This window comes from Rhodococcus chondri, from assembly GCF_036327435.1.
Taxonomy (GTDB): domain Bacteria; phylum Actinomycetota; class Actinomycetes; order Mycobacteriales; family Mycobacteriaceae; genus Rhodococcus; species Rhodococcus chondri.
In genome coordinates this window covers 1-20,100 of sequence record NZ_JAUZMZ010000091.1, presented here as the reverse complement: position 1 = coordinate 20,100, position 20,100 = coordinate 1, and the positions used below count along the sequence as shown (strand labels likewise).

Below are 20,100 nucleotides of genomic sequence, written 5' to 3'. Positions count from 1 at the left end.
GGGCAGTCGAACATCGCCCGGGCCTGCCGACGACTGGCCGCCAACCCTGACCACGCGGTCGACCTGGTCCTGAACGCATGAAACTGCAGGTCACAGCCCCGGAAGTCAACAACTACGGCACCCTGGCCAGCACCCGAGAGCGCCTCGCCCGCAGGGCGAGGCGCTCAACGTGATTAAAGTATTTGGCCGGTTGGATCAGCTAGCTATAAGTCACCGGCAACTCGACGGACTGAGGCCCGCTCGGTTCCGTCCAGGTGAGCGTCGCGTTGATCTGCGTCGCGTCGCCCATTGAAAACGCGGCAGGCCACCGGATTTTATGGAGAGGCGGGAGACTGAATGGGTCGTCATTCTGGCGGAACACCGAGTTCTGCCATTCCTGAAGGTCTATGCGCAGTTCCTCAGCCGTGATAGCTGTGCTCTTATTCTCGATCACAACGTAGTCATCTGTTGTTCCCTTAGCATTGGTCTCTCGGACCACGCTGAGCCGTGGCAGTGCGTGCTCTCCCTTGCGGACGACTGAGGGTGCTCCCAGCCCAAGGCCGTTGACGTCGCTTTCGATCGCATCCCGTACCTTGTAAGCGAGGTCATTAAGATCTGCGTAGACGCCTAGCAGTCCCTTTCCTTGCAGTTCCTCACGGAACTTCTGTAGGCGTCCGAGTTCCGCGTAGTCCGCGTTTTTTCGATCGATCGGCTCATCTGAGAAATACACATGAACAGGCTTACCTCCCTCGGCAGCACGTTCGATCTCCTCGGCAGTTCCCGAAACAGCGTTATCTGTTGCCTGCCCGAGTCGTGAATCAAACAACGCAACAACTATGTCGGCATCGTCCACTAGCTGAGAATTAATCACGCTCTGGCCCCCCGATGCATTGAGTGTCGGGACCGCGTCGGCCTTCCAGAAGCGCGGCAGCAGAACAGTCTGCGCACCCTCCGCGCGCGAACCGTTCCAACCGTGTAGCGCTTTGCTCACTGCCTCAACCTCATCGGTGGTATCTCCAGGCGTGGAGATCATGACTTTTAGAACGTGCGCATCAAATCCCATAGATGGGATTCTGCCACCGTTCACCGACAAAGTCCTCTGCTAACAAAAGCTCACCGCATCGTTACCTACCAGGGGGATTATGGTCTCTAGTCGGACTCGGAAAGCACCCGGAGGATTTTATGTAAGAACGGTCTGCTATCCCCGACTCGCGCCACCAGTTGTAAGTCAGTTACGAACGACGGATCGTCGCAGCTAGGAACGCACGGTGCCTTAGTAGCGGCTACCACAGCCACACCCCAGAACTACTCGGGAACTAGTTCCGTCGGGTAGCAGGGCGTTTGCATTGGCGCGCGGCCACCAGTAGCCGTAGCCTGGCGTTAACCGGGCAGTACCCGGTTCCCGCAGTACCCCGGCACCCGGTCGAGATCAGCGGATTTTCGTATTACCCGCGTGACAGAGTCCGCGAATATTTTGAGCAATCAGCAGTACCCAGTTCGGTCAGAGACCGGCAGCAATTACAGAACCTGAGCAGTGCTCGGTTCGCTCGCCCGTCAACTCTCGTACCGAATTGGAGCAATCGATGAACACCCATATTTCTCAGCTGTACGCCTGGGGCGGTGACGGCGGTTACGCCACCGAAGGCGACGTGCTGGTCAACCAGACCTCCGACGGCGTGGACCTGAACGCCATCTGGACGCAGGCCGCCACGGCGATGTCGCTCTACAACCGCGAACGGTCTGCCTTGGCAGCGCTCATCAGCTACCCGACGACCAACGTTGGCGACGCGATCCCGCAGCGGGCCACCAGCGACAACTTCGAAGAAGCTTCCGAGTTCGGTGAGCCGGTCGGTCTGCGTGGTGCTCCGGATGCGCTAATTCTCGGCTACGACTTCAAGGACTATGACCTCGCAAGCCGCATGACGTGGAAGTTCCTGCGCTCGGCTACTGCGGAACAGGTGCAGGCTTCCATAAACAGCGCGCTGGAGGCCGACAACCGTCTCGTGACGGGGACGCTGCTGCGGCGGCTGTTCAACCCCGCCGAAGGAACCAACGAGCACCTGCACCGCGTGTTCGGCCTGTGGAACGGCACCGATGGCATGGCACCGCCCCCGCACGCGGGGCTGGAATTCCCCACCACGACGAGTCACTACCTCGCCAGCGGCAACGCGGCCATCGACCCCGGCGATCTGCTGGACGCAATCAACGCGGTGCGGCTGAAGGGCTTCGGCACTTCGGTGGATACGCGGCTGATCGTGCTGTGCCACCCCAACGAGGCCGAAGAGATCAGCACGTTCCGCGCGGGGGTTGAGGCCAACGGCGTCACGTCGAAGTTCGACTTCGTCCCGTCGGACAGCGCCCCGGCATACCTGACCGCCGAGAATGTGGTCGGTCAGATTGCCCCCGGTGAGTTCGGCGGTCTGGAGGTGCTCGGCAGCTACGGCCCGGTCTGGATCGTCCCCAGCTACTTCGTCCCCGCGGGCTACTTCGCCGTGGTGGCGACGGGCGGGCCGAACAGCGCCCGGAACCCCGTCGCGCTCCGTCAGCACACAAATCCCGCGTACCAGGGCCTGCGCATCATTCCGGGCCGCGATCAGCGGTACCCGTTGCAGGATTCGTTCTTCCAGCGGTCGTTCGGTTGCGGCATCCGGTACCGCAGCGCGGCGTGCGTCGTGCAGGTGACCACCGAGCTCACCTACACCGCTCCCGCGTGGGCGTGGTCCTGATGAGCTGGCGCAACGGCGCGTATGGCCCGGTGGAGGATATTCCGGTTGCTCAGGGGCACCCCGATGCCGGCGAGTACTCCTGGGGTCCGGGGCTGACGCCTCAGGGCCTGGAGGATGCGCTGCCGGCCGACGGCGGGCGGTATCGCGGCAAAGCGCCGAAGACGGCCGAACCGAAGGGGTTACGCGCCCTGGCTGACGAGCTGGAACGACGGGGTAGCTGACATGGCCCGCCGACGGAATCAACGCCGCGACCGGGCTGGGGCCGGTTCGCTGGCGTGGGGACCAAGGTCGCCACTACAGCGAAGGGTGCTCGGTCTGCCGCGAAGCCCGCGACGAAAAACGGAGCGACGAAGGTCGCCACGGGCGTCGGCAAGAGCTACGTCAGCAGCAGCTTCAGTAAGAATCTCGTCGTGGGCCAGGGCGGCGAATACAAGGGGCTGAAGATCGGCGCTGAGTTCAAGACGCCGAAGGGCCGGGGCGTGCTCGTGAAGGGCATCGTCGGGTATCACGGAAAGCCGAACCGGCATCTCGACATCACGCCCGAGCTGGAGCTGAAGCAAAAGAAGCTCACCGTGAACGCGACGCCGAACCCCAACCGGCGAGCGTCGGCAGGCACGAAGCTCAAGAAGTAGCGGTTGACCTGCGGGGCGGGCCAGCCAACCCCCCAGCCGCGCCCGCAGCGCAGCCCTGGCGACGCTCAGCTAGGTCTAAACGGCCACAGCCCAGCGCCACCCAGACTGCCGCGTCCCGTTGGTTGCCTTGCCTCTCCGGCGGGGCGCGGCATCCCAACTTACAAGACAACTCCACAGACCCCGCGAGGAGGATTCGACCCCCTCCCGCGGCCTAGCCGTCGGGCGTGAGCATGCTCTGGCGACGGTGCGAGCAAGGCCCGGATCGACTTGTCTCCGGGTGGCTACTCGCAGAAGACTCCGCGACGAAGTTCTCTCCGGTTCGTCGTCGCGGGGTCTTCTGCTGTGTCGGCCGGAAGTACTCCCTGACTTACGTTCGCGGTCACTACGGACCCCAATTCCGTCCGAGGCTGTCAGCGTTGAGATGAGACGGCAAATCACACTCGGCCTCGACACGCCAAACTGACGTCGCGAGCGGTGGAATACGTTCCCTATCAGCAGCTTTGGCTGCGTGCCGTTTGCTTTGCTGCGGCCATCGTGGCAGTATTGGCAGCGCACCACAGCGGCCACCACGGCGCAGGTGCGGCACCTATACGAAACGCAGCCCCCTCACGTAAACGTAAGAATTCTGGTCGACGCCTTTAACAAAGCGGTTCAATCGCCGGTCACCGCCCGGTCCGAGGCAGCATCGCGGCTCACCTTCTGAGCAGAGAAGCGCGCACATCCCTGAGAAAACGATCATGGGAGACGCGTGCGTTCTCTCATATGCAACGGAAGGTTCTGACAATGAGCCAGCAATACGGCCAGTCCCGCGCGATGGCAACACCGCAACGTCCGGCCCGCCGAGCGCCGATCAACCGCGAAGAGCTATCCAACCTGCCGACGCGCAAAGGTCGTGCCGGGGCGGTTCAGTTCTTCCACGAGGTCGGGGTTCACGGCATCACCGACACGCGCATTCGCAATGCCACCGAGAAGGGCGAATTGCGACGCTTCAAGATCGCAGGGCAGAACTGGTACAGCGACCGCGACCTGTGGGATTTCCTGCAGAGTCTGGCGATCGGTGGTCGCAACGACCGGGGCAGTGTGGCATGAAGCGCGAATACTCTCGGGATGAACTGCGGCTGATGTTCCCCGCGCTGGACGCACACGAACGCGGTGACTCGGATGCGATGCGCGGGGTGGGCGACCCGATTGTGGATCAGATTCGGGCCGTTCGGGAACCGTACTTCCTTGACGAACCGCAACGGCCCCTGTCTCCGGCGGCGAGGGAGTACCCCTCTGTCAGCGACGGTCTCGACCGAGCTCACGATGGGGTAGCTCTCAGCATCCGCGAACGGCCGGACGGCGTTGAGCGCGGGTCGTTTCAGGACCGCCAGTTGAAGGCGCTCAAAAGTGGAGGCCAGCCCGCCGGGATCGTGGTATTGCACTGCCGCCAGCTGACGTACGACAGCGACTATCCGGTTCCGCAGAGCATGGCTGTGATCGTTCCGATCGGTTGGCCGAGAGAGGAAGTCGCTCGCGAGATCGCGCACAGCACCTGGGCGTGCTGGCTCTGCGAGCGCGGCCAGAACTACAACTGCGAGTCGTACCTGATGGTTAGTTGTGGGGCAATCGTTCACGTAATGTCCGCGTGCCGTCGATGCAGGTCGGAGCTTGACCACGACGGTCTGGACTGGGCGGACGTGTGATGAGAGCCAGGGCGTGTGAACCGGGGTCGGTGATCGTGGCCGGCCGAAGTCTGCCGGATGCGCCGGACCTGTATCTCGGTCGAGCCGTGAGGATTCGTAGATGGTTCGGCCGCACGATAGTGGTGGACGAGGAAGGCCGCGAATGGTGCGGCGGCGTATGGGTTCTACCTCCGGGCAGCTACCGGCTGTGCACCGGTGTGCAGGGTCTTGTGCGCTACCCGGCAGTGCGGCTCATTGGCCTATCGTGGCCCCTTGAGGCTCGCCGTGTCGGACTGGCAGCCCAAATCGGGACACCCGGCAGTGCGGCGCATAGGTCAAGCGCCACAACGGGAAAAGACGCGCTCGGTGTGAACCGAACGCGCCCTTTCTAATCGGAGAGCGGAGCCTTCTCCAGCTGACGGTGTCAGCTAGCCACATTATACAGCACCGGTTCTCTGAGATGTTATACAGCGCAACGTATCCCAGAAAGCAGCGTAGTAGGCTAAGGGGTACCCCGCATAAGCAACGCCCCCTTGGTGTCGCGACCAAGGCGGGCGTTGTCTTCAAGTTCCGAACCCAATTCGCATCTTCCAGGACGTAATTGGGAACATCATTTACAAGATTGGAACAGTAATGCCCCGTAAGCATACCAATACGCCAGCATCGCAAGCAAACTCTGCACTAACGGAATCATCAGCGGCAGAGACGAATCCCTCGCTCTACATCCCCAATGTGAATGGGCTAACGCTTGCCGAAGCTGCCCTGGCCTACGCCTCAGCCGGGTGGTTCGTGGTGCCGGTCAGGCCCGGTACGAAGAACCCCGGCAGCGTGCTTGGTGCAGAGTGGCCGGAGAAGTCCTCCCGCGACGCTGAACAGATCGAGCAGTGGTGGTACGAGAACCAGGAACACGGAATCGCTTTGCACGTAGGAAAGTCCGGGGCAATCGTGTTCGACCTGGACGTGGAAGCTCTGAACGACCTTCCTCGTGAAATGCGGGAAGGGCTGTGTAAGGGACGGTTCCAGAGCACTCGCAAAGGAGCGAACGATCGCGGGCACTACGTGTTCGGTGTTCCTGTGGGAGAGGCGTACGGCAACTCTGCCGGGGCGTTCCGGATGTTTGGAGAAGTGCGCGGCAAGAACGGCGTCATCATCGCGGCCCCGACTCCGCACGTCGACGCTGATACGAAAGGCGGCGGTTACCTGTGGCCGGAACCCGGCCCGGTGCCGCTCGTGAGCGAGGCACCGCAATTGCTTGAGTGCCTGCGTGCCGCTCCCGAACACGAAGCGCCGTTGCTTGCGCCCGACGAGATGAAGGCGTTCCTCGACACCTACACCCGCAGCGAGCGGATGCCTGCGTTCACTGGCCTGATAAAGACGTTTGAGAGGGAGCTCAAGGAAAACGGTTCCCGGCACGAGGCAATGATCAACGCATTGGCTATGGGATTCCGTGAGGCAATCGCCGGAGCGTATCCGGCGGATGACGTCTACACGACCGTGCAAAGGGTGTTCAAGAAGTCATTCGAAGACAAGGAACTCTCAGCGCGCGAAGGCCGTACGCGGCCCAGCCGGGACGAGTTCGTTCGTGGGGCTCAGTGGGCGGCAGCACAGGCGCTGCTTGTCGACCCAGAAGAGACGCTGGTCCGCCTGAACCGTGACGAGATCGCCCTCGAGGAACGAGTGGAAGCGTTCTGGACGGCGCGCCCCGAGCTGGCGGCAGTGCGTCAGTTCGCGCAGGCGCGGATGATCGCACCTTGGGCGCTGTTCGGCTCTGCGATGGTGCGAGCGCTCGCGGTGATTCCTCCGCGCGTGGTGCTGCCTCCGCTGGTCGGTAGTCATGGCAGCGTGAATTCTTACGTCGCGCTGGTCGGACCGTCGGGCGCGGGTAAGAGCGTGACCCGCGCTGCCGCACGCGACCTGGTCCAGCTCAAGCTCCCTGGCGACGGACAGGTACACGTGCGAAACGTTGGCAGCGGTGAAGGATTGGTGGATCAGTTCGCCGCGTACGACGCCAAGGCGAAGGAGTTCGTCGGCCTGCGGACGCGCGTCATGTTCACAGTGGACGAGGTCGAGTCACTCACTGCGCAGGGTGGCCGCAGCGGATCGACGCTGTTCCCGACCCTTCGCTCTGCGTGGACGGGCGACTCACTCGGGTTCGCCAATCGTGACAAGACCAAAGCGGTGTTGATAGAGGCGCACCGTTACCGGCTGACGATGATAGTGGGAGCGCAACCGACCAAAGCACAGCCACTTTTGGACGATGCCGACGGCGGCACTCCGCAGCGTTTCTTGTGGATGCCGACCATCGACCCCGAAGCGCCTGATGTTGAACCTGCCGAACCGGAACCGATCGTCGTGGGTCCCTGGCCGCAGCCCAAAACCGGCCTGTCAGCCGTCCGTGCTGATACGGGAGAAATCGCATTGGTGACGGTTCCCGCAGATCCGAAGAGCTTCATCGTGCTTGCCATCCCCGAAAGCGTGCGGGATGAAGTGATTACGCAGCGCCGCATGGTGGTGCGAGGCAATCCCAACGCGAATCCCCTCGACGGCCACGCATTGATGACGCGGCTCAAGGTGGCGGTCGGCTTGATGGTGATGAACGGACGTTACGACAAGGTAGGCGACGACGATTGGGAATTGGCCGGTGTCGTGATGGAGATCAGTAACCGCACCCGCTGTGAGGTCGAGAAGGTAATTGCTTCCGAAGCAGAGAAGTCCAATCAGGTTCGGGGCGAAGCCGAAGGACGACGCGAGCTCGCCAAGGTGGAGGTGTTGCAGAAGGACGGCTTGGCGCGGGTCTGCGATCGCATCATGAAGCGCCTGAAGGAAGTTGGCGAGATGGAGCGCGGAAAGTGCAAGAGCTTCCTCTCTCGAGACAAGGGCTTGATGGACGACGCCGTGGAACTGCTCGTTGCTCGGGGCGAGGTGGAACTCGAGCGGTATGCGGCCCGGAACAGCGCGCCGACGTGGCGGATCACGCTCGCGGGGAAGGAATGACAGTGTGCCACGCAAAGGGGGTGCAGGGGGGTACATGTACCCCCCTATGCGTGGGCCACCCAAAAGTTAGGTTGACCTTGAAAGACCAGATAAGAGAGAGAAATTCATTCGTGGGAAGGCCCCCTGGGGGGCCGGATCGGAAACGAAGGGGGTGCATGTACCCTGCTGCACCCCCTTCGGGGTGTGACTGCGTTCGCGGCATTAACAACAACCACCCCGGCCAACTTGTCGAGGTCGTCTGCATCAAAGGAGAAGACATGGAACTGACGATGAGCTTTCCGAAAAAGGGGACGGTCGGGCGCCCCCGTGAAGAACGAGCCGTAGAAGGCGCGGTGCTGGCATACCGGGCGGTGGTGGAGTGCATCGCGGCGGGCGAGGTGCCGAACGTGAAGGCGATCAGCGAGCACGCGGGAGTCTCGGCAACGGACCGCGATCCGCGTAGACGCGTGTACTTCTTCCATCTCGGGCGGACCCTGTGCGTGGAGGCCGGACTGTTGACGGTGGCGGCTCATGGGCGCTCCCACGTGTATTCGGTGGTGGGGCAGTCGCTTACCGATGCGGAGGTCGCAGCAGCGGTCATGAAGGTCATCACTCCAGAGAAGGTGGCGCTCCAACGGAAAGGTCGAAACACGATCAAGCATAATCGTTTAGCTGATAGCGAGTTCAAATGGGACCGTTGCTGCCTCGGTGCTGTGTGTGCTTCTCTACTCGGTGAGGCCGCGCCCCCGCGAGGTGCCCTGTGAGGCGCTGGGCGTGGGTCTACGAGGAACTGCGAGACCTCCAGGCCGCCGACGCGGAAGATCTACGACGTCAGCGCGACGAGGAACGGGCGCAGCTCGCCCCACGACCGGCTCTCGAGGCTATTCCTGCCCCGGCCGACGAGGTAGTGGATCTGGGGCTGATGCACTACGAGGACGCGGTCGTCGAGGTGCGACGCACCACCCCGCCACCGCGCCGGGTGCGTAGGCGTAACCACCGCACCTGACCCCATTCGCTGCCGCCTGGCCGTCGCCGCATCGGACCAGCGGGGCGGCTGGGCGGTACGGGCAGGGTGCACCCCAAAACTCAAGCGCTAGGGCGAAAATTCTGGCCCGTGGGGCTGGCGTAGGGCTATAGGCGAGGCTCATTCATTCGTCGTTGCAGTTGAAAGCTCCACTCGGGCAACGTTACTGACGTGTGAGCTGAACGTTTGGACCGCTAGGATGTGAGTAAACGTTGGAGGGCAAGGGAGCGAAACATGACCAACCGCTACGCAATTCGTGAACAGACCACCGGACGATTCCAGGCGCGGTGGTACGACGACGGCGGGAAGCGCCGCAGCAAGACGTTCGGCACGCGGACTGAGGCGAAGCGGTTCCTCGAGAACATCAAGGCCGACCGCAACCGGGGCGACTACATCGACCCCAGCGACGCACGGCGTAGCTTCCGTGAAGTGGCGGAGCTGTGGTTGGGCAGCCGTAACCTGCGACCGAAGACCGAGCAGTCGTACCGCACGATCTTGGAGCAGCGCATCTATCCCGCGTTCGCGGATAGGGCGGTCGGCAGCATCACCACGATGGACCTGGTCGCGTGGATTACGGACCTGTCCCTGCACGGTAAGCGGGTCGGTCACAACAACAAGCCAGCGAAGGCGGAATCGCCTCGCGCAGAGCGAGACGCGCGGTACCGGGAGCGAGCCGGCCGAACCTCAGTAGGGAAGCCACTGGCACCAGGCACGGTCCACAACGCAGTGCGAGTAATGCGGCAGGTGCTTGACGCCGCCGTGCGCGCCCGGTACCTACGGGGCAACCCGGCGCACGGCCTCACACGCGACGACTTGCCCAAGGCGCACCGTGATACGGCATCGACGGCGTACCTGTCGGCGGCTCAGGTAGAGCGGCTGGCCGTGGCGATGGAAGAGACGAGCGGTGACGCCGCCTATGGGTTGCTGGTGCGGTTTGCCGCGCAGACAGGAATGCGAGCGGGGGAGTGCTGCGGCCTGCGATGGGAGAACGTGGACCTACTGCGCGGGCGCATCACCGTCGCGGAAAGCATCAGCACCGTGAAGAACGGCGACTGGACCGTCGTCCCGCCGAAGAACGGCAAGACGCGGGTAGTGCCCATCCCACCCCGGCTGCGCGACGCCCTGGCCGACCTTGCTGCCGAGCGCGGTAAAGCGGGGGCCTTCGCTCCCGAGGCGTACGTGTGGCCCGGACCCGACGGAGCGACCACTCCGCTGAGCTGGGGCCGCGACTTCTACCTGAAGTGGTGGAAGGCAGCGGTCGCCAAGGCAGCGCTACCAAGCGCGCTCCGCTTCCACGACATGCGCCACACCTGCGCGGCGCTCCTCATCGCGGCCAACGTCCCGGCCAAGGCCATCCAGGCACACCTGGGGCACTCGTCGTTCAAGATCACGATGGACACCTACGGGCACCTGTACGAGGACGCCAGCGATCACGTCGCCAACGCGATGGGCGCGGCCTTCGCAGCCCCGGCAGTACCAGCAATGGGAAACGTGCGAGCGATCAGAGGTTAGTCTGTGTCAGTTATTTGCATGAGTCGATAGGTGTATTTCTTATCGTTTGTAAACTCATCGGTTGTACTCGAAACATTAAGTCGGACATAATAATAGGATCCGAGCGGAGAGTTTAGAAAACCCGGTATTGCTTGCTCGTCGATATAACCTCGATAGGTAACGTCTGACCCGTCGGGACGGACTTCGAAAGTTTGCTTTTCTACTTGCCCGCCGAGGAGATACATCTTTCCTGTGATGGGTTCTTCTTGTTGGTCGGGGGCGAGGAATGTAAGCGTCTGGAGCAACTTGTCGATTTGTTCGTTGGTGAGGCTGGCCGCAGTGTATTCAGTCTTGCTACTCGCAGTGGCTATAGTCGCAGGGCCATTGAGGTTGGAGATCTCGCTCAAGAGTTTCCGGAAGCCAGTCACAGCCCGTGGGTGAAGTGGGCTGATCAGTTGTTGAAGTTGCCCAGATGATGCTTCGGCGTCAAAGAGATGCACAATGGTTTCAGCGCATCTGGCGAACACGGAGCCATGCAGGTCGTCGTAATTGGCAGCTGCAAGGTCAATGACAAAGCTGGCTGCACTGAGGCCGACCACCTCGCTGGTAGTTTCCTTGGTGACGCGGCCCGGAATCTTTCCGCGGGTGCCCCCTTCCTCCTCCAGAATTGAAAGGCCAAGACCGTCGAGTGTGTTCTGGAGCTGAATGAGCAGGCGCCCAACCGACCGTGTCGGCGCAGTGCTCCTCATCTCATTCGAGGGGTCAATTTCGACCCTCAGCCGCCCCCGGTGCTCAGCGCGAGCGGTTTGTGACAACTCATCAGCTGACGTAGCGGGTTCGAGTGTTTCCGTTTTGAGCTTGATATATCGGTTCGGGGCAGGGAGCCAGTCAGGTTTGATGCGTGGGCCTGAGTGAGCGAACGGAATCGTGTCGATTAGTTCTTCGTCGTCAGGTATATGGACTTCGTAGATGAATCCTTCTGCGTACAGGATTGAGCTCCGGAGAGAGATCCCTCCCGACCTAATGGAGGATAGTCTCGACGGCGAAATCGGCATGTAAAGCCAGACGTCGTGCTCTTCCTCTTCTTCCACCCAGATGGCAAGGTAGTTCTGCCCGAGATTAGAAGCGCAGCTGAATAGTCGAGGGCCGTCGTAGTAGGCGAAGGTCTCCAGTAGGCGCAATTCACCTAAAATTGTGTAGCGAGGCAACCAGTTCATGCCACTACCTCGAACATGCCCCAGTCGGAGTCACCCGCAGGGCGCCACCAGGTGTGATGGTCCGCGTCCTGTCCAGTCTGTTTGATTAGTCCAGGTCCGGATACGTCGCCCCTTGCAACCTTCTTGTCGCGGAGCGCCGGGATAAGCTCTTGTTTCGCAACAACTGATTCGTACTGACCGAATATGCTCAAACCTGCGGCGATGCAATCGTCCGAGAACTTGCGCTTCCGGAAACGCTTGTGGCCCTCTATCTTCAGTTCGAGATGGCTCTTGGCGTCCACGTCGACGGGAGGGAGTTCATCTACTAACCGGTAGAACACGCCAGCTGCCGGGCGCGCGTCATCGGGAGGGCACTGCACCGGATAGTGGTCGGGCCAGGTGTTCAATGCGATCGTCCTACAAGATCGGCGGCTGTGGTCTTGTGCATCATGTCACGCTGTGAGCCTCAGGGCGGCATATGGGGCTACAACGGGGCTAAGGCCCGCGCCCGGAACTGCATTTCACCAGGTAGATAGGCTAAACTGGCCTCTCGCTAGCGTTCCGCTTCAACGTCTGAGGCCCTGGCCGGGCGCGCAAGCGCATGCGGGTAGGACAGCCGCGCGGTGTAGCACCGCGCGGCTGTCTTTCCACTGCGGCTGCGGTCACCTGTGGGGTGGGTGACGATCCACGTGCGTTGTGGCCGAAGTGACGCGTGATGCGCCTGTTGTCATAGATACTGCACCGGTGACTGTGACGAAACGATCCAGCTTCTCCTCGATGTCGATGGTGATGCTCGCTGTCGTAGGTTTGCTGGTCGCGGCCCCCGGGAACAGCGGCGCTACACAGCCCGACTGGCGATACACGATGGTGGCGTTCAGCAACGCCAGCGATCGCGATATGGATGTCTACGAGACTGAGGACGGCGCCGAGTTCCAACCCGTCCGGATCTCGGCGTTTCGGCCCCCGTCGGGGGTGGTGCGTGACCCGAGCATCTTCCGGCACACGGACGGGTTCTACTACCTCACCTACACGACAGTCGACGGGGCGAACATCGGCTTCGCACGCAGCAGTGACCGCAGCGACTGGACGTTTCTGGGGGTCTTACCGGTCCCGTTCTGCTGCGCATTCATGCCTGGCACAGGGGACGGTAAAGGCCCTCCGAGCCCGCCGGGATTCTCGGGGTCGGCCGGGTTCCGGGACGGACCGTCGCTGTCGCCCTTCGTCACCAAAGCCTGGGCACCCGAATGGTTCGTGGACGGAGACCGCGTCCACGTCATCCTCTCGCTTTCGACCGGTGGAGGATTCGTGCCGTATCTGACGACGGCACTGGAACCGTCGCTCAGGTTGTGGAGCCCGCCTGTTCCGCTCGTCGGGATCGGCGCGGACCACGTCGACACCACCGTGGTGAAGGTGGGATCGACCTACCATGCCTTTACCAAGAACGAGCACAAGAAGGTTGTCGAGCACGCGGTTGCGCAGTCGGTGACCGGACCCTATTCGTTTGTCCCACCTGGAGATTGGGGCGTTCTGCGGGAGGGCCCGGCTGTGGTGCAGCTACCCGACGGCACCTGGCGGATATATCTCGACGCCTACACCGAAGGAAAGTATCTCTACTCCGACAGCACCGACGGGCTGAAGACCTGGTCGCCCGTGCAGGAGCTGCCAGGCATTTCCGGAACGGCGCGCCATTTCGGCGTGATGCGGGAGCCCGCCTGACGTCGACCGCGCCGCGTGTGCCCGTGCCGATCAAGGCCGCTCGTTGCGGGTGGCCCTTTCGACGATGCCGGCGATCCGCTTGGTCTTGGTCGCCGGCTGCTTCGCGAATGCGATCTGGCCGAGCGCGAACTTGCGGACGCTCGGCGGCCACGCGTCCCAATGGGTGCGAGCCTGTGGGTCGGCGTCGAGGGCTGCGGTGAGCTCCGGAGATTCGACGAGAGCCTCGGCGTCGTCGAGCAGCGTCCACAGACCACGTTGCTTGGCGTCGTCGACGACGGCCTTTCCCGCAGGCTGCATTCGTCCCTCTGCGAGCAGATCGGTCACGCGTGCCTTGTTGGACGCGGCCCACGCGCTGTTGCGGCCGCGTCGGGTGAACCACATGCCTCGGCGGAATTCGTCGATGGTGCGGGTATGCCCGTCGACCCATCCCCAGCACAGCGCTTCCCGCACGACCTGGTCGTAGTCGAGTGGCGTGTTGCCGGACCCCTTGCGCCAGAATACGAGCCAGATGCCGGTGGATCGATCGTGGTTGTCCCGCAGCCACGCGTGCCACTCGTCGAGGGATCCGGGATGCAGGTGTTCGGCGTTCGGATCTGCCATGCGGACAAGACTAAGCGCCTGGGTTTCCGCACCGTACTCGTATCCGCAGCATCCTCATCGACGGCAGGGTGTTTCACGGTCGTCGCGGTACCGGAAACCGGCCGAGTTCAAGCTTGCCGACAGTGCGGGGCCCGGCAGGTTGACCGAATAGGCACTTCGGGTTTCAGCTTTCCGGAACGGGCGCTTCGCTCAACGTCCGGCGGGTGACGAACCGCCGCGGCATCCCCGACAGCGGATCGGTGAATTCCAGTTCCCGCGCGAGTAATTGGAGTGGCAGGGAATGATCGTCCGGCGCTTCGGGCAGCAGGTCCGGATACAAGCGGTCGCCCAGGATTCCGGCACCGAGCACCGCCAGATGCACCCGCAACTGGTGCATTCGTCCGGTGTGCGGCCGCAGGATCGTGTGCAGCACCGCACGTCCGGAGGCGCTCACGCCGGTCTCGAGTACCTCGATCAGTGTCTCCGAGTTCGGCTCACGGGAGTCGTCGAGGACGACCCGCAATTCGCCGCGTCGCGCCTCGATGTGATTGCGGTGGACGACGGGCACGGCGCGTCCGGCAAGCGCCGGTACATCCGGGTCCCACCCCGACGGGCGCGAGGACACCGCTTCGTAGACCTTCGTTACCTGCCGCTTCTCGAACAGCGTTTGGTAGGCGCCGCGCGTTTCGGGACGAGCCGAGAACATCACCACGCCGGCGGTTGCGCGGTCGAGTCGATGGATGGGCGTCAGGTCCGGGTTGTCGAGGCGGGTCCGCAATCGGACGAGCGCAGACTCGCGCAGGTATCGCCCGCTCGGGGTGGTGGGAAGGAAATGGGGCTTGTCGATCACGACGAGATCGTCGTCGGCGTGCAGGATCTGCTCGTGGAACGGCACCGGTTCCTCCACCGGCAGATCGCGGTAGTACCAGATGAACCGGTGCGCGCTCAGGGTCGTGCCGCGACCGATCGGACTGCCGTCGATGCTCACGATCTCGCCGTCGTCGAACCGTCGGTAGAGGTCGTCGGCGTTCAGATGGTCGAATCTCGCGACGACGTACTCGGCAATCGTGGCCCACGGCCCGGACGACGGGACACGCAGCCGCGTCGGCCCGACCCCGTTCCTGACGGGTAGTGGTGAGGGCATGGGCATGCGGATCATCATCCCACCGGCGACCGGCTCGGCCGCTTCGGATCCCGACTCGGGTCCCGATGAGGGCCGTTGTGCCGCACCTCTACAGCGTGTCCAGATCGGCTGGAGGGTAGGCGCCGTAGATCCCGCGGGCATCGCCCTCGAGATACCACTCGTGCTGGGTTTTCGCTCTTGCCGCCAGGCGCGACCGCTCCGCGCGCGCGCGGTCGTCGCGATCCCGCTCGGCCTCGAGCGTTCGTTTCGCGGCGTCTCGGATCATGGCTGCCACGGGGACTGCCGCCGCGACGAGGGCGAGGACGACGATCAGCACGACCAGGATTCGCCAGTACTCGACCACCAGGCCGAGGATCATGAGCGCGGCGAAGAATATGAGGAACTGTTTCATCGGATGTTGCCCGGGCTTTCTACGAGACTCTCACGGGCCACTGCGACCAGTACTGCAGCATCGGTTCCTCCGCCAGGAGGTCGGACCCTTTGGTGATGAGTAGCGAGCTGGACGAAATTCGATACTGCACGCCGGCGTTCGTGGCGGTGAAACCGTCGTCGGTCGCCACGGGGTCGTCGATCTCGATTGCTGCTCCGTCGCGCAGGCGCACGCCTTTGTAGTAGTACCGTCCCGCTCCGGTCTCGCACACCACGACGAGTGACTCGGTGGTCCGGCCGACGGCGACGGCGGGATTGGTGTGGTTGCAGCGAGCCTGCGGTACGCCGACGAACCCCTGCCGGTCCGTGTTGTCGAGCGTAGGAGCAGAAGGCGGAGATCCTGTGGGGGGAGCGGTGGGAGGTGTCGTGGCGGGGGCGGGATTACCGGTCGGAATCAGCTCGAGGCTGTCGATCCGCAGCGCGATATCGCTCGAAAGGACGGTCAGGTAGCCGTTTCCCTGCACGTTGTCGTTGGCCAGGATGCACGAGAAGTCGCCGGTCAGGCACGACAGTCGCTCCCAGTAGGCGCCGGAGGAGCTGGTGGGACGGATTGCGTACTCGCCGGGCGCGATGTCCGTGCCGACCTTGAGAATGCCGTTGTTCGGAAGCCCTCGGGGAGCAGGGGCGGAGCTCGGCGCAGGCCGGGCCGCGGACGAGGAGGCAGATGCGGTGATGGTGACGGTGGAAACCGGTGGGCTCGCGGCGACGGCGCCGTCGGACCCGGGGTCCGAATTGCGGAACAGGAGAATCCCGAGACCGGCGAGCGTAGCAACGATCGCGACGACGAGTATGCCCCCACGATCCAAGGCCACTTGGGCCGTTGGGGCGGAGGCTGAGGGGACCAGTCGGGTGGGGGAGTGTTGTACCCGTACCCATCAGGTGGAGGCTGCGTCGACATCCGGTTCCTTTGCTAGCGGGTGACGTTTCCGTGGGGGCTGGAATGGGGCTATGCGTGCCGATGGATGGTGTTTCAACAGGTAGATCGGTTAATCGAGGGGTAGCGCTAGCGTTCCGCTGCAAACGTCTAGAACCCCTGGTCAGCGGGGAGGGATAGATCCCCCGGTGGCTCCGCCCGGAATCTTCTTCTCGTCCTGCCAGGCCCGGATCGTCGGGGGAAGCTTGCGCAATCCGCCGGGGATGCGGAGGTCGCCGTCGAGATCAGCGGGCATGTGCGAGCCGTAGATTCCTCGGTCGTCTCCGGCGAGATAATGCTGGTGCTCGATGTCGGCTCGCGCCGCGAGACGATTCTGTTCAGCGAGGTTGTTCGAGTGCCGGGCTCGACGCCGACTCAGTAGGTGTGTGCCGAACGCCCACAGTGACACCACTGAGACCACAAGCCCGATGACCATCAGGATGATGGCCCAGTGCTCGACGACCAGGCCGATGACCATCAGCACGGCGATGCCGGCGACGAGCTGCTTCATGCTCGGAAGATCTCCGTTCCTGACGCTGGTGTTACCAGTCGTCTCACTCCGAGGAGTTCTCACCCCTCGTTCGCGTCGAGCAGCAGCTTCGGTTCGACGCACGGCCCGAAGGGCGGGGCAACACCATTTCGAAACGGCCTCGTTCACCTCGGAAGACCCGACGCCCGACCTGCTGCGCAATAGGCTCTCGTCCATGGCGAAAGTCCTCGACGGGTACCTCCGGTCGCCACTGTCGGGCATCGCGCCGTGGATTCTGATGTCGGTGCTGTCGTCGCCGGACAGGTTCGAAGAGGCCGTGTGTTTCGCGCTCGGCGTGGTCCTCGCGAACATGTGGTTGAGCAGGCGGCGCGGTATCACGCTCCATGCTCTGGATGTGTTCGGCGCAGCATTCTTCGTCGTGCTGGCGGCGGTGGGCCTGGTCGCCTCGGACGGTGTCATCGACTGGATGGAGATCTGGGCCGGCGAGCTCACCAACGTCGCGCTGGCGCTGTTCGTGATCGCCACCTTGGTCGCGCGCAGGCCGTTCACCCTGCCGTACGCCCAAGAGCAAACACCCGAAGAATATTGGGGCTCACCGGTCTTCATGAAGATCAACTACGTGATTTCGGTGGTCTGGGCAGGCGCGTTCACCTTCTCGGCCGCGGTCGGCCTGATCGGCGACGCCGCGATGCGCGACCCGAACAACTTCTGGACCGGCTGGGTGCTGCAGCTGGCAGCCATATTCTTCGCGATCGCGTTCACCGAGTTCTATCCGGATTATGCCGGGGCGAAGAGCGCAGCGGCGAGGGGTGAAGACGAGCCTTCCCCGTCGATGATCAAGCTTGTCGATTGGGTTCCGACGTTCGTCCTGGTCGCGGGGATCTTCGGTTGGGTCACCGACTCCCTACCGGACGCTGTGGGCATCGGCATGATCGTGCTCGGCGCCATCGGAAGTGCGTTGATCTGGAAGTTCTTTCCTGCCCGCGAGGGGGTTCGGTCGCGACACGCGCAGCATCGACGGCAGGAACCTCATGGATCTCGACGAGTACGCGCGATACGACGGCCTCGGACTTCGTGAACTGATCGCGACCGGACAGGTTGCGGCAACCGAAATCGAGGAGGCCGCCCGGCACGCCCTCGAGGTAGCGAATGCGGAGGTCAACGGGCTTGCACTGCCCCTGTTCCGTCCGGCGCTCGACCACGTCGACTGGGAGGACGCTGTTCACAGCAGCGTGGGTGAGCTGGTCGCGGCCGTCGCGCCCCTGCTGGGCGCACCGCGGCAACCGGATCCGACGCAGATGGAGGCCGTCTCCAGGCAAATCCTCGAGAAGGCAGTCACTTTCAGTGCCCTGGATCTCATGGCAGCGCTCAATGCGCAGAATCGGGTGACCCGCTCCGTGGGCGCGTTCTTCACCGGATACGACTTGCTCGTGACACCGGCGCTGGGCCGACTTCCCGCGCCGCACGGCACCCTGCAGTACGACAATCCCGACCACACCGTGATGAGTTGGCTGAGGTCGCTCTTCGACTACGGACCGTTCACCTCCGTCTTCAACATCTCCGGCCAACCCGCCATCAGCCTTCCCCTGGGACAGAGCGAGAACGGTCTGCCCATCGGCGTGCAACTCGTCGCGCCCTATGGCCGCGAAGACATTCTGTTTCGAATCGCGGCCACGCTCGAGCAGGTTCTCCCCTGGAGGGACCGGACCCCACCAAATTTCGTCGGCACCTCATGAAAGTCTCCACGAGACGAAGAGACGGCGCAACGCAGGCACCTTCGCGGCAATGACAGGCGCGGCAGCGTTAGGAAGATCGGAAGCAGACCACGCACGGTTCGGGAGCAGACCAGGGTTCGTCCGGTCAGCGCGGACTCGGTGGGGTGCCCCTTCGATCGATGCTGACGCAGCAGAATCCGGGTTCGGGGGCGAGGGTCGCGGCGAGGTCGTCGGCATCGAGACCGGCGAGGAGGCCCTCGATCAGCGCAAGATTCATCGAGCACACCAGTTGCCGGTGCGTGCTTGCCAGCCGATGGAACGGGCAGTTCGCGAGCCGGATGCTGTTCCCGGCGGTGCGAGGTTCATAGCCGTACCGCGCCAGTATCGTCCCGACCTGTTCGACCTCGGTCGAGACGGTGACTGCGGCCGCCGGCTCGGAAGTGACGTCGGCGCAACTCTTTTGCTCGGCGGGGGATTCGGCGGCGAGGCGCCGACCGTGTCGGTCTGCCGCGGTCCGCACCGCATCGGCAATCGGCACCGCGTCGTGCATGGATTGTTCGATCGCCTCGGCGAGTACCTGCCCGGCCAGGTCGTAGCGGCGCTCGGGAAGCGACACCGACAAGTGCCGGGACGAGCGTCGGTAGAGCTTGGACGGGCGTCCGGCCCCCGGGCCCGTCCTCCCCGATAGTCGACGGAACTCGGTGTCGAGCAGGCCTTCGGCCACGAGGCGATCGAGATGAAATTTCGCCGAATGCACCGGAAGGTCGACTGCAGCAGCCGCATCCTCCCTGCCCACCGCCTCGGGTTGCGCGGTGACGTAGAGGTAGAGCGATCGCCGGACCGGATCTGCCAGTGCACCGATTCCCGCGATGTCCCTCTCCAGGTCGTCTCGCATCCTCGCTCCTTCTAAAAGAGAAATCTCTTGACGTAATCTACGTCACGTATCTAAAGTAGATATTACTCTCCTTTAGATTGAGGAGGCTCCCCATGAGCCACACACCAACTTCCCGCCCCTCCGTCGCAGCGGTTCCGATCCGTACCGATCCAGGCGCTCACCAGGCGTTTCTGCTTCTGCGTACGGTCTTCACGGTGGCGCCCATCGTCTTCGGCATCGACAAGTTCACCAACCTGCTCACCGACTGGCCGCGCTACCTCGCCCCATGGATCGACAACCTCGTCCCCGGCACCGCACACCAGGCGATGCTTGCGGTCGGCGTGATCGAAATCGTCGCCGGCATTCTGGTCGCAGTGCGTCCCGCGCTCGGTGGCTACGTCGTCGCGGCATGGCTGTTCGGAATCATCGTCAACTTGGTCACCATCGGCGGATACCTCGACATCGCCCTGCGCGACGTCGGACTTCTCGTCGCTGCCGTGGCACTGGCACGGCTGGCAACCTCCCCGTCCGCTCACCGCAGCGCCGGAACAACCA

22 protein-coding genes are annotated in these 20,100 nt (G+C 63.2%); 13 read left to right on the top strand and 9 right to left on the bottom strand.

Annotated elements, in window-relative coordinates:
- Positions 1–199 precede the first annotated feature (199 nt).
- Complete coding sequence (locus tag Q8814_RS16195) at positions 200–1,042, bottom strand: hypothetical protein (protein WP_330153034.1); 843 nt, start codon at positions 1,040–1,042, stop codon at positions 200–202.
- Positions 1,043–1,628: 586 nt separating this feature from the next.
- Between Q8814_RS16195 and Q8814_RS16190 the strand changes: the two genes are divergently transcribed.
- From Q8814_RS16190 to Q8814_RS16150, 9 genes are all read left to right on the top strand, one after another.
- Complete coding sequence (locus tag Q8814_RS16190) at positions 1,629–2,705, top strand: hypothetical protein (protein WP_330153033.1); 1,077 nt, start codon at positions 1,629–1,631, stop codon at positions 2,703–2,705.
- Positions 2,690–2,926 (top strand): hypothetical protein, encoded by a 237-nt coding sequence (locus Q8814_RS16185; protein WP_330153032.1) that lies wholly within the window; start codon positions 2,690–2,692, stop codon positions 2,924–2,926. Before Q8814_RS16190 ends, Q8814_RS16185 begins: the two co-directional genes overlap by 16 nt.
- A 54-nt stretch (positions 2,927–2,980) precedes the next feature.
- On the top strand, positions 2,981–3,337 hold the full coding sequence (locus Q8814_RS16180) for a hypothetical protein (protein ID WP_330153031.1): 357 nt from the start codon (positions 2,981–2,983) through the stop codon (positions 3,335–3,337).
- Positions 3,338–4,120: 783 nt separating this feature from the next.
- Positions 4,121–4,426, top strand: a complete 306-nt coding sequence (locus tag Q8814_RS16175) for a hypothetical protein (protein ID WP_330153030.1) — start codon at positions 4,121–4,123, stop codon at positions 4,424–4,426.
- Complete coding sequence (locus Q8814_RS16170; RefSeq protein ID WP_330153029.1) at positions 4,423–5,022, top strand: hypothetical protein; 600 nt, start codon at positions 4,423–4,425, stop codon at positions 5,020–5,022. The genes Q8814_RS16175 and Q8814_RS16170 overlap by 4 nt, the downstream gene beginning before the upstream one ends.
- A 612-nt stretch (positions 5,023–5,634) precedes the next feature.
- On the top strand, positions 5,635–7,995 hold the full coding sequence (locus tag Q8814_RS16165) for a bifunctional DNA primase/polymerase (RefSeq protein ID WP_330153028.1): 2,361 nt from the start codon (positions 5,635–5,637) through the stop codon (positions 7,993–7,995).
- A gap of 257 nt (positions 7,996–8,252) precedes the next feature.
- Positions 8,253–8,738, top strand: a complete 486-nt coding sequence (locus Q8814_RS16160; RefSeq protein ID WP_330153027.1) for a hypothetical protein — start codon at positions 8,253–8,255, stop codon at positions 8,736–8,738.
- Complete coding sequence (locus tag Q8814_RS16155) at positions 8,735–8,980, top strand: hypothetical protein (RefSeq protein WP_330153026.1); 246 nt, start codon at positions 8,735–8,737, stop codon at positions 8,978–8,980. Before Q8814_RS16160 ends, Q8814_RS16155 begins: the two co-directional genes overlap by 4 nt.
- 252 nt (positions 8,981–9,232) lie before the next feature.
- Positions 9,233–10,510, top strand: coding sequence for a tyrosine-type recombinase/integrase (locus Q8814_RS16150; RefSeq protein WP_330153025.1), 1,278 nt, complete (start codon positions 9,233–9,235; stop codon positions 10,508–10,510).
- Here the strand turns inward: Q8814_RS16150 and Q8814_RS16145 are convergent.
- Positions 10,507–11,706: a DUF6575 domain-containing protein gene (locus Q8814_RS16145; protein WP_330153024.1), complete on the bottom strand. Its 1,200-nt coding sequence runs from the start codon at positions 11,704–11,706 to the stop codon at positions 10,507–10,509. The two genes, Q8814_RS16150 and Q8814_RS16145, sit on opposite strands and share 4 nt — an antisense overlap.
- The gene (locus Q8814_RS16140) at positions 11,703–12,092 is read right to left on the bottom strand and encodes a hypothetical protein (protein WP_330153023.1); all 390 of its coding nucleotides are present in this window, start codon (positions 12,090–12,092) and stop codon (positions 11,703–11,705) included. The genes Q8814_RS16145 and Q8814_RS16140 overlap by 4 nt, the downstream gene beginning before the upstream one ends.
- 376 nt (positions 12,093–12,468) lie before the next feature.
- Between Q8814_RS16140 and Q8814_RS16135 the strand changes: the two genes are divergently transcribed.
- The gene (locus tag Q8814_RS16135) at positions 12,469–13,401 is read left to right on the top strand and encodes a glycoside hydrolase family protein (protein WP_330153035.1); all 933 of its coding nucleotides are present in this window, start codon (positions 12,469–12,471) and stop codon (positions 13,399–13,401) included.
- 30 nt (positions 13,402–13,431) lie between these two features.
- Here Q8814_RS16135 and Q8814_RS16130 read toward each other — a convergent pair whose 3' ends face one another.
- From Q8814_RS16130 to Q8814_RS16110, 5 genes are all read right to left on the bottom strand, one after another.
- Positions 13,432–14,001 (bottom strand): YdeI/OmpD-associated family protein, encoded by a 570-nt coding sequence (locus Q8814_RS16130; protein WP_330153022.1) that lies wholly within the window; start codon positions 13,999–14,001, stop codon positions 13,432–13,434.
- 163 nt (positions 14,002–14,164) lie between these two features.
- On the bottom strand, positions 14,165–15,139 hold the full coding sequence (locus tag Q8814_RS16125; protein WP_330153021.1) for a pseudouridine synthase: 975 nt from the start codon (positions 15,137–15,139) through the stop codon (positions 14,165–14,167).
- 73 nt (positions 15,140–15,212) lie between these two features.
- The gene (locus Q8814_RS16120; RefSeq protein ID WP_330153020.1) at positions 15,213–15,515 is read right to left on the bottom strand and encodes a hypothetical protein; all 303 of its coding nucleotides are present in this window, start codon (positions 15,513–15,515) and stop codon (positions 15,213–15,215) included.
- A gap of 19 nt (positions 15,516–15,534) precedes the next feature.
- The gene (locus tag Q8814_RS16115; protein ID WP_330153019.1) at positions 15,535–16,365 is read right to left on the bottom strand and encodes a hypothetical protein; all 831 of its coding nucleotides are present in this window, start codon (positions 16,363–16,365) and stop codon (positions 15,535–15,537) included.
- A 225-nt stretch (positions 16,366–16,590) separates the two neighbouring features.
- Positions 16,591–16,977 (bottom strand): hypothetical protein, encoded by a 387-nt coding sequence (locus Q8814_RS16110; protein ID WP_330153018.1) that lies wholly within the window; start codon positions 16,975–16,977, stop codon positions 16,591–16,593.
- A 193-nt stretch (positions 16,978–17,170) separates the two neighbouring features.
- On the opposite strand from Q8814_RS16110, the gene Q8814_RS16105 reads away from it, so the two are divergent.
- Together Q8814_RS16105 and Q8814_RS16100 are read left to right on the top strand one after the other, a co-directional pair.
- A complete protein-coding gene (locus Q8814_RS16105) occupies positions 17,171–18,034 on the top strand; it encodes a hypothetical protein (protein ID WP_330153017.1) in 864 nt (287 codons plus the stop codon).
- A complete protein-coding gene (locus Q8814_RS16100) occupies positions 17,988–18,692 on the top strand; it encodes an amidase family protein (protein WP_330153016.1) in 705 nt (234 codons plus the stop codon). The genes Q8814_RS16105 and Q8814_RS16100 overlap by 47 nt, the downstream gene beginning before the upstream one ends.
- 124 nt (positions 18,693–18,816) lie before the next feature.
- Here the strand turns inward: Q8814_RS16100 and Q8814_RS16095 are convergent, their stop codons facing one another.
- Positions 18,817–19,566, bottom strand: a complete 750-nt coding sequence (locus Q8814_RS16095; RefSeq protein WP_330153015.1) for a helix-turn-helix transcriptional regulator — start codon at positions 19,564–19,566, stop codon at positions 18,817–18,819.
- Positions 19,567–19,658: 92 nt separating this feature from the next.
- On the opposite strand from Q8814_RS16095, the gene Q8814_RS16090 reads away from it, so the two are divergent.
- On the top strand, positions 19,659–20,100 hold a 442-nt coding region (locus tag Q8814_RS16090), incomplete at its 3' end, for a hypothetical protein (RefSeq protein WP_330153014.1).

Coding starts and splice junctions, on each gene's coding strand:
- Q8814_RS16100 (WP_330153016.1), top strand. CDS start 17,988: ATGGATCTCGACGAGTACGCGCGATACGACGGCCTCGGACTTCGTGAA.
- Q8814_RS16145 (WP_330153024.1), bottom strand. CDS start 11,706: ATGAACTGGTTGCCTCGCTACACAATTTTAGGTGAATTGCGCCTACTG.
- Q8814_RS16095 (WP_330153015.1), bottom strand. CDS start 19,566: ATGCGAGACGACCTGGAGAGGGACATCGCGGGAATCGGTGCACTGGCA.
- Q8814_RS16105 (WP_330153017.1), top strand. CDS start 17,171: ATGGCGAAAGTCCTCGACGGGTACCTCCGGTCGCCACTGTCGGGCATC.
- Q8814_RS16165 (WP_330153028.1), top strand. CDS start 5,635: ATGCCCCGTAAGCATACCAATACGCCAGCATCGCAAGCAAACTCTGCA.
- Q8814_RS16175 (WP_330153030.1), top strand. CDS start 4,121: ATGAGCCAGCAATACGGCCAGTCCCGCGCGATGGCAACACCGCAACGT.
- Q8814_RS16120 (WP_330153020.1), bottom strand. CDS start 15,515: ATGAAACAGTTCCTCATATTCTTCGCCGCGCTCATGATCCTCGGCCTG.
- Q8814_RS16130 (WP_330153022.1), bottom strand. CDS start 14,001: ATGGCAGATCCGAACGCCGAACACCTGCATCCCGGATCCCTCGACGAG.
- Q8814_RS16195 (WP_330153034.1), bottom strand. CDS start 1,042: ATGGGATTTGATGCGCACGTTCTAAAAGTCATGATCTCCACGCCTGGA.
- Q8814_RS16170 (WP_330153029.1), top strand. CDS start 4,423: ATGAAGCGCGAATACTCTCGGGATGAACTGCGGCTGATGTTCCCCGCG.
- Q8814_RS16110 (WP_330153018.1), bottom strand. CDS start 16,977: ATGAAGCAGCTCGTCGCCGGCATCGCCGTGCTGATGGTCATCGGCCTG.
- Q8814_RS16125 (WP_330153021.1), bottom strand. CDS start 15,139: ATGATCCGCATGCCCATGCCCTCACCACTACCCGTCAGGAACGGGGTC.
- Q8814_RS16160 (WP_330153027.1), top strand. CDS start 8,253: ATGGAACTGACGATGAGCTTTCCGAAAAAGGGGACGGTCGGGCGCCCC.
- Q8814_RS16135 (WP_330153035.1), top strand. CDS start 12,469: ATGGTGATGCTCGCTGTCGTAGGTTTGCTGGTCGCGGCCCCCGGGAAC.
- Q8814_RS16150 (WP_330153025.1), top strand. CDS start 9,233: ATGACCAACCGCTACGCAATTCGTGAACAGACCACCGGACGATTCCAG.